Genomic DNA, 14,880 nt, shown 5'->3' with positions numbered 1-14,880 from the left:
TCCGGGCTCTTTGCCCGTCGACGGCCGGGGAGCTTGACCACGGCGGCCGCTACTGCTCGCGGCGGTCCGCGGGCTGCTCGACCGGACTCGGCGGCGTGACCGGCGTGGCCTGGGCCGGCGGCAGCTGCACCGGAGGAGTCTCGACCGGCGCGTCCGACTTCGGCGCGGCCGCGTCCTTGCCGTCGCCCTTCATGCCCTTCATCTCACCCTTGAAGATCCGGGCGGACTGGCCGACCGAACGCGCCATGTCGGGCAGCTTCTTGGCGCCGAACAGCAGGAGCACCACCACCACGAGGATGACGATCTCCCACCCGCCGAGGTTCGGCATGACCAGTCCTTTCGCCGACGACGTCTGGCGTCACGATAGTACGTGCGGTAATGCGCGCCCGGTCAGGGCGCGGGCCGTGAACTTCCGGTGTCACCCCGCCGGGACCGCAGCCGGGCGGCAGCCACCTGGAGCGGGACCGTCGCCGCGGCGGTGCCGCGCTGCGCCCGACCCATCACCCGCTGCAGCCGCCGCACGTGCGCCGCGCTGATCACCGCCACCGCGAGCAGCGCCACGATCCCCAGGGCCCCCAGCAGCACCGGCACCCAGTACCCACCCATCACGCCTCCCTCTGCGGGGCGGCTCCCGCGAGCGCCGCCCGGGCCCGCTCCGCCACCGCCTCGACCATCTCCGGCGGCTCCAGCACCGTGGCCCCGCCGCCCAGCCCCAGCACCAGCCGGACCAGCCACGCCGGGTCCGCGTACTGCATGAGCACCCGGGCCGCACCGGACCCGTCCGCGTACTCCACCACGTCGTCCACCGGGTAGTACTCGGCGATCCAGCGCGCCTCCGACCCCACCTCGAGGACCGCCGTCCGGTGTTCCTCGCTCGCGGAGAACGCCCCCTCGGAGACGTCCGCGGGCTCGGCGTCCGGGGGCGGCGCGGCCGGTTCGTCGAGCTCGGCGACCTCCTCGATCCGGTCCAGCCGGAACAGCCGCACGCCCTCGGCGCGCCGGCACCAGGCCTCCAGGTAGCCCCGGCCCTCGATGAGGTGCAGCCGCATCGGGTCGACGGTCCGGCGCGACACCGCGTCCCGGCCGGCCGTGTAGTAGACGATCTGCAGCGCGTGGCGCCGCTCCAGGGCGCCGCGCAGCGCGGCCGCGGTGGCCTCCTCCTCGCGGGTGAGGTCGACCGCGACGGCCGGGATACCGGCGTCCCCCACGGCCTGTTCGATCTTGGCCGTGGCGCGGCGGACCGCCGCGGTGTCGACCACCCCGGGCGCCTCGCCGAGGGTGCGCAGCGCGACGAGCAGCGCCGTGGCCTCGGCCGTGGTCAGCCGCAGGGGACGCTGCATCCCGGCGTCCTCGGTGACGGTCACGGTGTCCCCGGAGAACGAGAGGTCCACCAGGTCACCGGGCCCGTAGCCGGGCAGCCCGCACATCCACAGCAGCTCGAGATCGCGGCGCAGCTGGCGCGCGGTGATGCCGAAGTCCGCCGCCGCCTCGGCGATCGGGATGCCCGGGCGGGCGAGCAGGTAGGGCACCAGGGACAGCAGCCGCGGCAGCCGGTCCGTCACGCCGCTCACCGCACGCCCTCGCTTCGCCCGGTCGGCCCGGAAGGATCCGACACAGCGCGGATGCGCTGCGTTGAAAGCTCGCTCACCGGACACGCTCCGCGGACAGGTGGGCGGCGAGCGCCCCTTCCCACAACCTCCGCACGTGCTCCACCAGCGCCGGCGGGGAGAGCACCACGACGTCCGCACCCGCCCCGGCGAGCCAGCGCGCGACCGTCCGCTCGCTCCGCAGCTCGATCTCGAGCTCCTCCCCGGGCCGGCCGGCGTGCTCCCGGGGACCCACGACCGTCCCCAGCCGGCGCAGCCCGTGCGCGTGCCCCTCGGCCACCCATACCCGGGCCGTGCCGGTGACCGGGCCGACGTCGAAGTTGCGCCGGATCGACGCCATCAGGTCCGTCCCCGGCGGCACGACGACCTCGCCGGGATCGCCGAGCGTCTTCACCGGTTCGAGGATCCGGGAGAGCCGGAAGGAACGGACGTCCGCCCGGTCCCGGTCGTGTCCCACGAGGTACCAGCGCCCGCGCCAGGACACGACACCCCAGGGCTCGACGCTGCGCCGCACGATCTCGCCGGTCGGCCCGCCGCGCCGGTGGTCGAAGGTGACCGCCTGACCGGCCTGGACGGCCGCGAGCAGCGGCGCGAACGCCGGCTCGGCCGAGCGCACCCGCGGCTGCACCGACCCGCGCGTCTCGTCCACCTCGACGCCGGCGGCGCGCAGCTTGCGCAGGGCACCGTGGGCGGCTCCGGACAGCTCCGGGGAGTCCCACAGCGAACCCGCGAGGGCGACGGCGGCCGCCTCCTCGGCGTCGAGGTCGATCTCGCCGAGCTCGTAGTCGCCCCGGGCGATCCGGTACCCCTCAACGGTGTCGAACGCCGAGGTCCGGCCCGTCTCGAGGGGGACGCCGAGCTCGCGCAGCTCGGTCTTGTCCCGTTCGAACATACGGAAGAACGAGTCGTCGCTCGTGGCGTCCGCGTACCCGGGCACGATGCCGCGGATCCGCTCCGCCGTGAGGAACTGCCGCGTCGAGAGCAGGCAGAGCACCAGGTTCACCAGGCGCTCGGCGCGGGCGGAGGACACGCGCGCAGCATACGACCAACCGTTCGAACGCCGCGGGCAACCGGGGAAACTCGGCACGCCGCGTCCCGCGGGCCCCGGGACCGGGGTGTCTCAGGAAGCGACACCCGGCGACCTTGACCGGCCGATCATCCCGCTGAAGGCTCGTGCTGTGACGCGCACCACCGAGCACACCACTGACGGGGAGGCCCACGACATGGCGGACCAGGCGGAGACGTTCAACCCGTGGTCCGTGGTGAACCTCGTCTTCAACCACCTGGCGGACGCGGACCTGCACCCGGTCCTCGGCGAGTCCGGTGATCCCAGGAAGGCCGCCGAGGACCTGCTGCGGGCGCTCGGCATCGAGCCCGCACCCGACCACGCCGGCCCGGCCGCCCGGCCCGTGCAGAACGAGCTCGAGGAGCTCAGGAAGCGGATGATGCCGGGCATCGAGTGACCTGTTCCCGGGGCACGGGCCGCCTCGGGAACCGTCCGGACCACCTCGTGAGTGGCGATGGTCGCCAGGGCGACCATCGCCACTCACGGGTCACAGGGACTGGATCAGCCGGTCGACCCGCTCGTCGACCGAGCGGAAGGGGTCCTTGCACAGCACGGTGCGCTGGGCCTGGTCGTTGAGCTTGAGGTGCACCCAGTCGACCGTGAAGTCCCGGCCGGCGGCCTGGGCGGCGGCGATGAAGTCGCCGCGGAGCTTGGCCCGGGTGGTCTGCGGCGGGGTGTCCTTCGCGACCTCGATCTCGCCGTCGTCGGTCACCCGCTCGACGAGCCCCTTGCGCTGCAGCAGGTCGAAGAGCCCGCGACCGCGGCGGATGTCGTGGTAGGCGAGGTCCAGCTGGGCGACGCGCGCGCTGGACAGGTCCAGGTCGTGCTTGGCGCGGTAGCGCTCGACGAGCCGGTGCTTGATCGCCCAGTCCACCTCACGGTCGATCATCGAGAGGTTCTGGCTCTCCACGGCGTCGAGCGTGCGGCCCCACAGCTCCACGACCTTCTCCAGCGAGCGGTCCTCGCTGCCCCGCTGGGCCAGGTGCTCCACGGCGCGGGAGTGGTACTCGCGCTGGATGTCCAGGGCGCTCGCCTCGCGCCCGCCCGCCAGGCGCACGGTGCGCCGGCCGGTGAGGTCGTGGCTGATCTCGCGGATGGCGCGGATCGGGTTGTCCAGGGTGAAGTCCCGGAACTGGACGCCGGCCTCGATCATCTCCAGGACGAGGTGCGTGGCCCCGACCTTGAGCAGCGTGGTGGTCTCGGACATGTTCGAGTCGCCGACGATCACGTGCAGGCGGCGGTAGCGCTCGGCGTCCGCGTGCGGCTCGTCCCGGGTGTTGATGATCGGGCGCGAGCGGGTGGTGGCGCTGGAGACGCCCTCCCAGATGTGCTCGGCGCGCTGCGAGAGGCAGTACACGGCGCCCCGCGGGGTCTGCAGGACCTTGCCGGCGCCGCAGATCAGCTGGCGGGTGACCAGGAACGGCAGCAGCACGTCCGCGATCCGGGCGAACTCGCCCTGCCGCGCCACCAGGTAGTTCTCGTGGCAGCCGTAGGAGTTGCCCGCCGAGTCGGTGTTGTTCTTGAACAGGTAGATGTCCCCGCCGATGCCCTCGTCGACGAGCCGGCGCTCGGCGTCGACCAGGAGGTCCTCGAGGATCCGCTCGCCCGCCTTGTCGTGGGCCACGAGCTGGCCCAGCGAGTCGCATTCCGCGGTGGCGTACTCGGGGTGGGACCCGACGTCCAGGTACAGCCGGGCGCCGTTGCGCAGGAAGACGTTCGACGACCGTCCCCACGACACGACACGCCGGAACAGGTACCGCGCCACCTCGTCCGGCGACAGGCGACGCTGGCCGTGGAAGGTGCACGTGACCCCGAACTCGGTCTCGACCCCGAAGATCCGTCGCTGCATGTCCTCCAGCGTAAGCGCAGGAGGCCCTTTAGGGTCACGCCTGTGAGCGACTGGTTCCGGCGCGTCGCCGTGAAGTCCCGCAGGGTCGACCGCGGTCTCGTCGCCGTGTCCGACACCGACCGGGCCATCACGGCGGCCATCTCCGCACGTCCGCAGAGTCCGCTCGACACCGCGATCTGCCGGCTGACCCGCTCCGCGGACCACAGCGCGCTCTGGGTGGTGGTGGCGGGTGTCCTGGCGATCCGGCGCGGCGCGGGCCGGAAGGCCGCCGCGCGCGGGCTGCTCGCGATCGCGCTGTCCAGCGCCGTGGCCAACGGGATCCTCAAGCCGCTGCTCCCCCGCCGCCGGCCCGCCGCCGCCGAGCTCCCGGCCTACCGCACCATCTCCGACCCGCCCACGTCGTCCTCCTTCCCGAGCGGGCACGCCGCCTCCGCCGCGGCGTTCGCCACGGCCGTCGTGCTGGAGAACCCCAAGGTCGCCCCGGCCGTCATCCCGCTGGCCGCGGCCGTCGCGTACTCCCGGGTCCACGTCGGGGTGCACTGGGCGTCGGACGTCCTCGCCGGCGCGGCGGTGGGCACCGGGATCGCCGTCGCCACCCAGCGCTGGTGGCCGGTCCGCAAGGAGGACGAGGCGCGGGCCCGGCCGATGGACACCGTGCCCGAGCTGCCGCGCGGCGAGGGGCTCGTGATCGTCTGCAACCCGTACTCGGGACCGCCGGACTACGACGTCAGCGACGAGGTCGCCGCGGCCCTGCCCGCCGCCCGGGTGCTGCGGGTCCAGGAGGACACCCGGGTCGACGACCAGCTGGAGGAGGCGATCGGCCCGGACACCAAGGCCATCGGCGTGGCCGGCGGGGACGGGACGGTGGCCGCCGCGGCCGCCGTCGCGGACTCCCACCGCCTGCCGCTGGTCGTGGTGCCCGCCGGCACGCTCAACCACTTCGCGCGGGACGTCGGCGTCTACGACCTGCAGGAGGCCGTCGACGCCACGCAGGCCGGCGAGGCCGTCGCGGTCGACCTGGCGCTCGTCGAGGCCCACCGGGGAGTCGGCACGGACCCGGAGGATCCCGAGGTCATCCGCACCCGGTACTTCCTCAACACGGCGAGCATCGGCTCGTACCCGGAGCTCGTGCGGCTGCGCGAGAAGTGGCAGCCGCGCTGGGGCAAGTGGCCGGCGTTCGCCGCGGCGCTGGTCACGGTGCTGCACCGCTCCGAGAAGGTCCGGGTGAAGGTCGAGGACGAGTGGCACCTCGTCTGGTTCCTCTTCGTGGGCAACGGGCCGTACCACCCCCGCGGCATGGTCCCCGCCTGGCGGCCCACCCTCGACTCCGGGCTCCTGGACGTCCGGTGGCTGCGCGCCGACGTCAGGTTCTCCCGACTGCGCGTGGTGCTGGCACTGATCCTGGGGGCGCTGGGGCACAGCCGCGTCTACACGCAGCGGGAGGTCGCGGAGCTCGACGTCGAGCTGGCCGTGCCGAGCATGCTGGCCACGGACGGCGAGGTGGTCGAGGAGGCCGGCCGGTACACCTTCCGCGTCGCGAAGAACCCGATCCCGATCTACCGGCGGGACGAGGAGCGGTGGACGGGGCGGGACCGGCCGTTCCAGGGCTGACGGTGCCCGGTGGTACCCACCGGCGGTCGCTCCACCGCGCCTGCACCGATCAGAGGCCCGCCTCGGCCAGACCCTGGTCGTAGAGGGCGCGGACCTCCTCCTCGTCCCGCCCCTCGGCCACCGCCCGCTGGTGGATCGCCACCATGTCCACGCCGGACGCGTCGAGCTTCTCGACCCAGGTCTCCTGCTGCGCCCGCCAGTAGCCGATCACCCCGTAGGTCCCCCGCGGCAGGCCCGCCTCCCGGAGCGCACGCCGGGCCTCGCGGGTGGCCGCGGCCTCCCCCGCCACGTAGACGTACCCCGGGCCCTCGGGCAGCGCGACGGCGCCCACGATCTCGCCGATCCGGCTGCCCGCGCCCAGGTCCGGGGTGTGGTGCCAGGTGACCTCCGCGCCCGCCAGGTCCTGCGCGTCCGCCGGATCCGGCACCTCCAGATGGACGATCGTGCGTAGCCGCCCGGCGGTCTCCTCCACGATCCGGCCGATCGCCGGCAGCGCGGTGACATCCCCGGCCAGCACCTGCCACCCGGCCTCCTCGGGACGCCGGTACCAGCTGTTGGCGTGCTCGGTCCGGCGCAACCGGTCCCCCACCCTCGCCACGGCCGCCCACTCCCCGCCGGTACCGCCGGGATGGGTCACGATGTCCACGGTCAGCCCCTCGGCGTCGACCCGCCGCACGCTGTACCAGCGGCCGCTGCCCTCCACCGGCTCCCGCGAGCCCGGTTCCGGGAACTCCAGCACGCAGGCCTCGTCGGGGACCCCGAGCGACTCCACCGCACCCCGCAGCCGGATCCGCACCAGGCTCGGCGAGAGCCGGTCCGCGGCGGTCACCTCGAGCAACGTCACGTGTGTCTCCTCCCGGATCGTAAAAACAAGGCCAGGCTAACCAACTCTCCGCCGCGACGCCCGGTTCCGTACGCTCGACGGATGGGACGGCTCACCGCACGACGGCCGGTGCTGCGGATCGCGGCGGACGGCACCGCCCGCCGCCGCCCGGACTCGCTGGCCGTCGAGGAGCCCCTGGAGCTGCGGATCGACGGCCGGCCGCTGAGCGTCACCATGCGGACCCCCGGGCACGACGTCGAGCTCGCCCACGGCTTCCTGCTCACCGAGGGTGTGATCGGGGCCGCGAGCGACCTGGCCACGGCCCGGTACTGCGACTCCGTGGACGCCGAGGGTCGCAACACCTACAACGTCCTCGACGTCGGCCTCGCGCAAGGCGTCGAGCCGCCGGACGTCTCCCTGGAGCGGAACTTCTACACGACGTCCTCGTGTGGCGTGTGCGGCAAGGCCTCGCTCGACGCCGTGAGGCTCAAGTCCCGGTTCGCCCCGTCCGGCGACCCGGTGGCGTGGGAGGTCCTGCGCACCCTCCCGGGGCGGCTGCGCGAGGCCCAGAAGGTCTTCGCCGCCACGGGCGGCCTGCACGCCGCGGGCCTGTTCGAGGCCGACGGGACCCCGATCGTCGTCCGTGAGGACGTCGGGCGGCACAACGCCGTGGACAAGGTGCTCGGGCACGCGCTGCTGGGCGGGCGGGTCCCGGCGGCCGGCACGGTGCTGCAGGTGTCCGGACGGGCGTCGTTCGAGCTGGTGCAGAAGGCCGTGATGGCCGGGGTGCCGGTGCTCGCGGCGGTGTCCGCGCCGTCGTCACTGGCCGTCGAGCTGGCCGACGAGGCGGGCCTCACCCTCATCGGGTTCCTGCGCGAGGGTGCGGGGAACGTCTACACGCACCCGGAGCGCGTGAGCATCTGAGCGGCGCGCTCGACCAGCAGGCCGCGCTGGGGCAGGAACAGGTGGTCCGCGCCGGGCACCGTCTCCACGGTCGTCGCGGCCCAGCCGGCGGTGGCCTCCCGGACGTGGTCGGGCGGCGCGACCCGGTCCCGCTCCCCCGCCATCAGCACCTTCGCCCGCGGATCGGTCCCGTGCGGGGAGAGGGCGAACCGCAGGGGCGGGGCGACGGCGAACCAGCCGGCGATCCCCTCCGGGGCGGTGGAGAGCGCCACGTCCGCCCCGAAGGACCAGCCCCCGAGAAGGATCGGCAGGCCGCCCCCAGTGCTGCCGGCGAGAGCCTGCGCACCTCCGAGCGCCTCCGCCAGCGCCGCGACCGCCGCCGCGGCGTCCTCCCGTTCGCGATCCCCGCCCGTGTGCGTGCCCCCGCTGCGGCCGACGCCGCGGAAGTCGAAGCGCAGCACCGCGATCCCGTGGGCGGGCAGGCCCTCGAACAGCGCCTCGACCACCGGCGTGTGCATCGAGCCGCCGTGGTGAGGGTGCGGATGGCAGAACACCAGGCCCCCGCGCGGCTCCTCCGGGAGCGCCAGCTCCGCGTCGAGCGCCGTCCCGTCCGCCGAGATCACCTGCACGAACCCACCCTAGCCAGCCGTGATCACCGAAGCCGTGCTCTCACACAGGTCCGGCATGCGCAGGAGCACCCAACCGGGTGCGTGCGGCGCGGGAGCGGGCCAGACTGCGCACATGCAGGTCACCGGACTGGATCACATCGTGCTGGTCAGCGCCGATCCCGAGCGCCTGATCGCCTGGTACCGCGAGACCCTCGGCCTCGAGCCGGTGCGGCTGGAGGAGTGGCGGCGCGACGAGGTCCCGTTCGCGTCGCTCCGCGTCTCGGACAGCACGATCATCGACGTCCAGCGCGGCGAGCGCACCGGCGAGAACATGAACCACGTCGCCCTGGTGGTCACCGGCGTGGACCTGGAAGCCCTCGCCGAGCAGCACCACGCACCCGCGCCCACGTCGCTCTTCGGCGCGAGAGGCCAGGGCCGCGGCATCTACCTCCGCGACCCCGACGGCAACGGGGTCGAGCTCCGCACCTACTGACACCCCGGCACACCACTCCGCACGAGGAGACGGCGCCGCGGTCCGCCACCCGAGCGGGCCGAGAGGGAGGACTACTCCTGGCCGCCGGCCGGGGCGTCGTCGCCGCCTCTGATCTCGGGCTCGGTGTCCGCCTCGCCGCGGTTCGCGGCGGGCAGCAGGGCGCGCAGGGGGGCGCCCTTGATGCGGCGGAAGGACCGGCCGGGGCGGCCGCGGTCGAGCACCGCGACCTCCAGCGCGCTCTCCCCCAGCACCCGGGCCTCCGCGGCGCCGTTGCCCGGGGCCGCGCCCGGCACCTGCAGGCCCTCGAGGGCGGCCGCGATGGCCTCGCCGAGATCGTGCCCGGCGGTCCACACGTCCTTGACCTTCTCCGAGATGGGCTCGGTCTGGCCGCCCATCACGATGTAGGAGGACTCGTCGAGGATCGAGCCGTCGTAGGTGATCCGGTAGAGCTGGTCGAGCTCCTGCGTGGCGCCGACCTCGGCCAGGCAGATCTCGACCTCGTACGGCTTCTGCTGCTCGATGAACGCCGCGCCGATGAACTGCGCGTAGGTGTTCGCGAGCCAGCGACCGGTGACGTCTCGCCGGTCGTAGGAGAAGCCGCGGGAGTCCGCGAGCCGGATGCCGGCGGTGCGCAGGCTCTCCAGCTCGTTGTAGCGGCCGACGGCGGCGAAGCCGATCCGGTCGTAGATCTCCGACACCTTGTTCAGGGCGCTGGAGTGGTTCTCGGCGACGAACAGCACGCCGTCGGCGAAGGACTGCACGACGACGCTGCGGCCCCGCGAGATGCCCTTGCGGGCGATCTCCGAGCGGTCCCGCAGCAGCTGGTCGACGGACGAGTAGAACGGCATGGTCATGGCGGGTGCTCCTGACTGCGGTGAGGGCGGGGAGGGAGAGGGCGGCTGCTCAGCCGCCCGGGTTCTCCGCCCGGCCCGCGATGACGCTGTCCACGACGGCGGCGAGCTCCTCGTCCGACCGGCGCACCGCGCCGTCGGCGCCCGTGATGCTCACGACCACGGGGTAGATCTTGCGGACGGTGTCCGGGCCGCCGGTGGCCGTGTCGTCGTCCGCCGCGTCGTAGAGCGCCTCGACGGCGGTCCGCACCGTGGTCTGCAGGTCCGCCGACGTGCGGTGCAGCTTCTTGAGCGACGACTTGGCGAACACCGAGCCGGAGCCCACGGCGTGGTAGCCGAGCCACTCGTCGTAGCGGCCGCCGGTGGGGTCGTACGTGACGATCCGGCCGGCCTTGGCCGGGTCCGGCTCCTCGGTGTCGTAGCCCGCGAACAGCGGGACGACGACGAAGCCCTGCATGGCCGCGCCGAGGTTGCCCCGGACCATCCCGGCGAGGCGGTTGGCCTTGCCGTCGAGGGACATGGGGACGCCCTCGATCTTCTCGTAGTGCTCCAGCTCGACGGTGTAGAGCCGCACCATCTCGATCGCGATGCCCGCCGAGCCGGCGATGCCGACGGCCGAGTACGCGTCCGTGATGAAGATCTTCTCGATGTCCCGCTGGGCGATGACGTTCCCGGCGGTGGCCCGCCGGTCACCCGCGATCACGACGCCCTCGGCGAACTGCAGCGCGACGATCGTGGTGCCGTGGGGCACCCCCAGCTGCTCCGGGCTCGGCGCCCGGCCGCCACGCGGGGCGTCGAACTGGGGCGGGCTCGGGAGCAGGTGCGGCTGGGTGGCCGCGACGTAGTTGGCGAAAGAGGTCTCGCCCAGCGCCGCGAAGGCGGCGTGGTGCCCGAGCTCGGGGCGGGACGTGCGGCCGACGGCGGGCCCGGGGATGCCCTCGCGGAACTCCATGATCTGGGGTGTGCCTCTCCTCATCGGGTGTCGCTCACGAACAGGGCTCGAAAACCCCTGACGGGCCGGCCCGGGCTGAGCCGGGCCGGCCCGTCAGGAGGCGGTGCGGCTACTCGCCGCCCTTCTGCACGTAGGCGCGGACGAAGTCCTCGGCGTTCTCCTCGAGGACGTCGTCGATCTCGTCGAGGATCGTGTCGACGTCCTCACCCAGCTTCTCGCGGCGCTCCTGCCCTGCTGCCGCGGCGTCGCCGGACTCGTCGTCGTCCCCGCCACCGCCGCCCTGGCGCTTCGTCTGCTCCTGCGACATGACGTCTCCTCCTCGCGTCCGATCCCGGGCACCCGCCGCCGTCACGGCAGGTGGACCCCGGGGTCCGATGCGTCAAGCGTACTGGGCGCGACCCCGGATCGCCGAGGTTTCGCCTGTTGCGAACGGGTGTCGTGCCGGGATTCGCCTGGCCGGACCCTCAGCCCTTGGTCAGGGCGGTGACCAGCTCCTCGGCCGTCCGGGACGCGTCGATGAGGTCGCCGACGTGGCGGCGGGTGCCCCGCAGCGGCTCCAGCGTGGGGATCCGCACGAGCGACTCGCGGCCCAGGTCGAAGATCACCGAGTCCCAGGACGCGGCGGCCACCTCGGCCGGGTAGCGCTCGAGGCAGCGGCCGCGGAAGAAGGCACGGGTGTCGTCCGGCGGGCTCTGGATCGCCGCCTCGACCTGCTCCTCGGTGACGAGCCGCTTCATCGAGCCGCGGGCGGCGAGCCGGTTGTAGAGGCCCTTGGCCAGCCGCACGTCCGTGTACTGCAGGTCGACGAGGGAGAGCCGGCCCGCACCCCACTCCAGGTCGTCCCGGCGCCGGTAGCCCTCGAGGAGCTGCAGCTTGGCCGTCCAGTCCAGGCGGTCGGCCGTCTTCATCGGGTCCTCGCCCAGGTCCTCGAGGACCTCGCCCCACAGCTGCAGGACCTCGGCGGTGTCCGCGTCGACGTCCGCGCCGAGGGCGTTCTCGACGTACTTGGTCGCCTTCTCGTGGTAGAGCCACTGCAGCTCGACGCCGGTGAGCGAGCGCCCGTCCGTGAGCTCGACCTTCTGCCTCAGTGAGGGATCGTGGCTGATCTGGTGCACCGCGCGGACCGGCTCGGACAGGCGCAGCTCGTCGAAGCGCACCCCGTTCTCGATCATGTCCAGGACCAGCGCCGTGGTACCGACCTTGAGCAGCGTGGAGTACTCGCTCATGTTGGCGTCGCCGATGATGACGTGCAGCCGGCGGTACTTGTCCGCGTCCGCGTGCGGCTCGTCCCGCGTGTTGATGATCCCGCGCTTGAGCGTGGTCTCCAGCCCGACCTCGACCTCGATGTAGTCCGCCCGCTGGGAGAGCTGGTAGCCCTCCGCGTCGCCCTGGGCCCCGATCCCGACCCGGCCCGCACCCGTCACGACCTGGCGGGACACGAAGAACGGGGTGAGCCCGCCGACGATCGACGGGAAGGTGGTCTGGCGGGCCATCAGGTAGTTCTCGTGCGAGCCGTAGCTCGCACCCTTGCCGTCGACGTTGTTCTTGTAGAGCTGGATCCGCGGCGCCCCGGGCACGGTGGCGGCGCGCATCGCGGCCTCCTCCATGATCCGCTCGCCGGCCTTGTCCCAGATCACGATGTCGCGCGGGGTGAGGACCTCGGGCGTGGAGAACTCGGGGTGCGCGTGGTCGACGTAGAGCCGCGCCCCGTTGGTGAGGATGACGTTCGCGGCGCCCAGGTCGTCGAGCTCGGAGTCGTTCGACGAGCTGGACAGCGTGGGCGCGGACAGGTCGAAGCCCCGGGCGTCCCGCAGCGGGGACTCCACCTCGTAGTCCCAGCGGGCGCGGCGGCTGCGCGGGATGTCCTGCGCCGCGGCGTACGCCAGCACGATCTGGGTCGAGGTGATGACGGGATTCGCGGTGGGGTCGCCCGGCACCGAGATGCCGTACTCGACCTCGGTGCCCATGATGCGGCGTGCGGTCACGCGACGACCTCCAGGGAGAGCATTCCCAGAGCCTAACCCGCGCAGGCGCCCTCCCGCGGCCCGCCGGGCGGGTTGTGGCGCGGGACCGGCGCCGCTCCGGCGCAACGGCGGCCGCACCACGCGGCGGGGACGCCCCGAACCGGCAGGATGGGGCGATGCCCGAGGTCATCGCGGTCTACTCCCCCGGAGGCGAGGTCGTCGGCGCCGCGCCGCGCGACGAGGTCTACGCCCGGTCGCTGTGGCACGCCAGCGCGGGTGTGATCCTGCGCAGCGGCGACGGCACCCGCGTCTACGTCCACCGGCGGGCCGACACGAAGCAGGTCATGGCCGGGCTGTGGGACTGCGTGGCGGGCGGGGTCGTCGACCCGGGCGAGACGCCCCTGCAGACGGCTCTCCGCGAGCTGCGCGAGGAGCTCGGTGTGAGCGGGGTCGAGCTGGAGTTCCTGCACTCCCTCGCCTGGGAGTCGGGCCCGGGCGAAGGACTCGGCGGGCCGGAGGGCCTGCGCTGCCACCTCTTCGGCTACCAGGCCTTCTGGGACGGCGAGGTGAGCCACCAGCCGTCCGAGGTCGCCGAGGGCCGGTGGATGAGCCACGCGGAGCTCGCGGCGCTGCTCCCGGGCCCGTTCGCCCCGGACTCCAGGATCCTCGCCGAACACTTCCTCACCACCTCGTGAGTGGCGATGGTCGCCATGGCGACCATCGCCACTCACAGGGGTTCAGAAGTTGATCATGTGGCCGGCGAGGCCGTGGATGGCTTCCTGCAGGGCCTCGGACAGCGTCGGGTGCGCGTGGACGTTGCGGGCCAGCTCCGTGGCCGTGAGGTCCCACTTCTGCGCCAGGGTCAGCTCCGGCAGCAGCTCGGTGACCTCCGGGCCGATGAGGTGCCCGCCGAGCAGCTCCCCGTACGTCTCGTCCGCGATCAGCTTCACGAAGCCACCGGGCTCCGCGAGGCCCTGCGCCTTGCCGTTCGCGGTGAACGGGAACTGGGCGACCTTGACCTTCCAGCCCTTCTCGTCGGCCAGCTCGCGGGCCTGGGCCTCGGTGTAGCCGAAGCTGGCGACCTGCGGCTGACAGAAGGTGGCGCGCGGCATCATCGCGTACTCGGTCGCCCCGAGGCCCATCGTCTCGGCCCCCGCGATCGTCTCCGCGGCGACCACGCCCTGCGCCTCGCCGACGTGGGCCAGCATCAGCTTCGCCGTGACGTCCCCGATCGCGAAGATGTGCGGCACGGAGGTGCGCATGGTGTCGTCGATCTGGATGGCCTTGCGCTCGGTCAGCGCGACGCCGGTCTTCTCCAGGCCGTAGCCGTCGACCCGCGGCGCGAACCCGATCGCCTGGACGACCTTGTCGGCCTTCAGCTCCCGGGTGCCCTTGGCATCCGACACCGTGACGGTGACCTGGTCGCCGGAGTCGTCGATCTTCTCGACGCGGGTGCCCGTGAGCACCTCGACGCCCAGCTTCTTGTAGCGCTTGCCGAGCTCCTTGGAGACGTCGACGTCCTCCAGCGGGAGCAGCCGGTCGAGGAACTCGACGATGGTGACCTGCACGCCGTAGTTGCTCAGCACGTAAGCGAACTCGACGCCGATCGCGCCGGCCCCGGCGATGATCACGCTGCCCGGCAGCTCGCGGGTGGTGATCTGCTCCTCGTAGGTCACCACGCGCTCGGACAGGCTCGTGCCCGGCAGCAGGCGGGTGGTGGCGCCGGTGGCGATGATGCAGTTCTCGAACTCGACGGTCTCGGTGCCGCCCCCGGTGAGCTCGACGGAGATCGTGTGCGGGTCGGTGAACGTGCCCTTGCCGTCGATCTCGGTGATCTTGTTCTTCTTCATCAGGAAGTGGACGCCCTTGACCCGGCCGTCCGCGACCGTGCGGCTGCGGTCGAAGGCCGCGCCGTAGTCGAAGCTCACCTCGCCGGAGATGCCGAAGGTCTTCTGCTCCTTGGTGACGAGGTGCGCCAACTCGGCGTTGCGCAGGAGCGCCTTCGACGGGATGCAGCCGACGTTCAGGCAGACGCCGCCCCAGTACTTCTGCTCGATGACGGCCACGCTCTTGCCGAGCTGCGCAGCACGGATCGCAGCCACGTAACCACCGGGTCCGGCACCGAGTACGACGACGTCATAACGAGACATGCC

Annotated in this window: 17 protein-coding genes; 5 read left to right on the top strand and 12 right to left on the bottom strand. The window is 72.9% G+C overall.

The genetic code is table 11. The features are described 5' to 3' along the window. Positions 1-49: 49 nt before the first annotated feature. From tatA to ABD324_RS03820, 4 genes are all read right to left on the bottom strand, one after another. Entirely contained in the window at positions 50-328 is a 279-nt protein-coding gene (tatA, locus tag ABD324_RS03835; protein WP_344412382.1) for a Sec-independent protein translocase subunit TatA, read from the bottom strand. A 62-nt stretch (positions 329-390) separates the two neighbouring features. Beyond that, positions 391-606, bottom strand: a complete 216-nt coding sequence (locus ABD324_RS03830) for a hypothetical protein (RefSeq protein ID WP_344412380.1) — start codon at positions 604-606, stop codon at positions 391-393. Continuing rightward, positions 606-1,571: a helix-turn-helix transcriptional regulator gene (locus tag ABD324_RS03825; RefSeq protein WP_344412378.1), complete on the bottom strand. Its 966-nt coding sequence runs from the start codon at positions 1,569-1,571 to the stop codon at positions 606-608. Before ABD324_RS03825 ends, ABD324_RS03830 begins: the two co-directional genes overlap by 1 nt. A 73-nt stretch (positions 1,572-1,644) precedes the next feature. Next, on the bottom strand, positions 1,645-2,637 hold the full coding sequence (locus tag ABD324_RS03820; RefSeq protein WP_344412376.1) for a helix-turn-helix transcriptional regulator: 993 nt from the start codon (positions 2,635-2,637) through the stop codon (positions 1,645-1,647). A gap of 148 nt (positions 2,638-2,785) precedes the next feature. On the opposite strand from ABD324_RS03820, the gene ABD324_RS03815 reads away from it, so the two are divergent. After that, positions 2,786-3,070 carry a hypothetical protein gene (locus tag ABD324_RS03815; protein WP_425565724.1) on the top strand — a complete coding sequence of 95 codons (285 nt, stop codon included), beginning with the start codon at positions 2,786-2,788 and terminating at the stop codon, positions 3,068-3,070. A gap of 90 nt (positions 3,071-3,160) precedes the next feature. Here ABD324_RS03815 and pafA read toward each other — a convergent pair whose 3' ends face one another. Further along, a complete protein-coding gene (pafA, locus tag ABD324_RS03810) occupies positions 3,161-4,522 on the bottom strand; it encodes a Pup--protein ligase (RefSeq protein ID WP_344412374.1) in 1,362 nt (453 codons plus the stop codon). Between the two features lie 42 nt (positions 4,523-4,564). Here pafA and ABD324_RS03805 point away from each other — a divergent pair, with 42 nt between their 5' ends. Continuing rightward, positions 4,565-6,133 (top strand): bifunctional phosphatase PAP2/diacylglycerol kinase family protein, encoded by a 1,569-nt coding sequence (locus ABD324_RS03805; protein ID WP_344412372.1) that lies wholly within the window; start codon positions 4,565-4,567, stop codon positions 6,131-6,133. A gap of 49 nt (positions 6,134-6,182) precedes the next feature. Here ABD324_RS03805 and ABD324_RS03800 read toward each other — a convergent pair whose 3' ends face one another. Next, positions 6,183-6,977 carry a siderophore-interacting protein gene (locus ABD324_RS03800; protein ID WP_344412370.1) on the bottom strand — a complete coding sequence of 265 codons (795 nt, stop codon included), beginning with the start codon at positions 6,975-6,977 and terminating at the stop codon, positions 6,183-6,185. Between the two features lie 81 nt (positions 6,978-7,058). Between ABD324_RS03800 and fdhD the strand changes: the two genes are divergently transcribed. Next, positions 7,059-7,880 (top strand): formate dehydrogenase accessory sulfurtransferase FdhD, encoded by an 822-nt coding sequence (fdhD, locus tag ABD324_RS03795; protein WP_344412368.1) that lies wholly within the window; start codon positions 7,059-7,061, stop codon positions 7,878-7,880. On the opposite strand, the gene ABD324_RS03790 is transcribed toward fdhD, so the two are convergent. Next, the gene (locus tag ABD324_RS03790; protein ID WP_344412365.1) at positions 7,850-8,488 is read right to left on the bottom strand and encodes an alpha/beta hydrolase; all 639 of its coding nucleotides are present in this window, start codon (positions 8,486-8,488) and stop codon (positions 7,850-7,852) included. The two genes, fdhD and ABD324_RS03790, sit on opposite strands and share 31 nt — an antisense overlap. A 112-nt stretch (positions 8,489-8,600) precedes the next feature. Between ABD324_RS03790 and ABD324_RS03785 the strand changes: the two genes are divergently transcribed. Beyond that, on the top strand, positions 8,601-8,960 hold the full coding sequence (locus ABD324_RS03785; protein ID WP_344412363.1) for a VOC family protein: 360 nt from the start codon (positions 8,601-8,603) through the stop codon (positions 8,958-8,960). Between the two features lie 71 nt (positions 8,961-9,031). On the opposite strand, the gene prcA is transcribed toward ABD324_RS03785, so the two are convergent. From prcA to dop, 4 genes are all read right to left on the bottom strand, one after another. Further along, positions 9,032-9,814, bottom strand: coding sequence for a proteasome subunit alpha (prcA, locus tag ABD324_RS03780; protein ID WP_344412361.1), 783 nt, complete (start codon positions 9,812-9,814; stop codon positions 9,032-9,034). A gap of 49 nt (positions 9,815-9,863) precedes the next feature. After that, the gene (gene prcB / locus ABD324_RS03775) at positions 9,864-10,763 is read right to left on the bottom strand and encodes a proteasome subunit beta (RefSeq protein WP_425565741.1); all 900 of its coding nucleotides are present in this window, start codon (positions 10,761-10,763) and stop codon (positions 9,864-9,866) included. Positions 10,764-10,872: 109 nt separating this feature from the next. Next, positions 10,873-11,070: a ubiquitin-like protein Pup gene (locus tag ABD324_RS03770; protein WP_344412356.1), complete on the bottom strand. Its 198-nt coding sequence runs from the start codon at positions 11,068-11,070 to the stop codon at positions 10,873-10,875. Positions 11,071-11,227: 157 nt separating this feature from the next. Beyond that, positions 11,228-12,730, bottom strand: coding sequence for a depupylase/deamidase Dop (dop, locus tag ABD324_RS03765; RefSeq protein WP_344413385.1), 1,503 nt, complete (start codon positions 12,728-12,730; stop codon positions 11,228-11,230). 173 nt (positions 12,731-12,903) lie between these two features. Between dop and ABD324_RS03760 the strand changes: the two genes are divergently transcribed. Next, the gene (locus ABD324_RS03760) at positions 12,904-13,422 is read left to right on the top strand and encodes an NUDIX domain-containing protein (RefSeq protein ID WP_344412354.1); all 519 of its coding nucleotides are present in this window, start codon (positions 12,904-12,906) and stop codon (positions 13,420-13,422) included. A gap of 42 nt (positions 13,423-13,464) precedes the next feature. On the opposite strand, the gene lpdA is transcribed toward ABD324_RS03760, so the two are convergent. Beyond that, positions 13,465-14,877: a dihydrolipoyl dehydrogenase gene (gene lpdA / locus ABD324_RS03755; protein WP_344412352.1), complete on the bottom strand. Its 1,413-nt coding sequence runs from the start codon at positions 14,875-14,877 to the stop codon at positions 13,465-13,467. Between the last annotated feature and the right edge of the window lie 3 nt (positions 14,878-14,880).

Source organism: Pseudonocardia ailaonensis (assembly GCF_039531635.1).
In the GTDB taxonomy this organism is placed as follows: domain Bacteria; phylum Actinomycetota; class Actinomycetes; order Mycobacteriales; family Pseudonocardiaceae; genus Pseudonocardia; species Pseudonocardia ailaonensis.
Note: the sequence above shows the minus strand (reverse complement) of the source record. Positions and strands in the feature narration are given on the sequence as shown.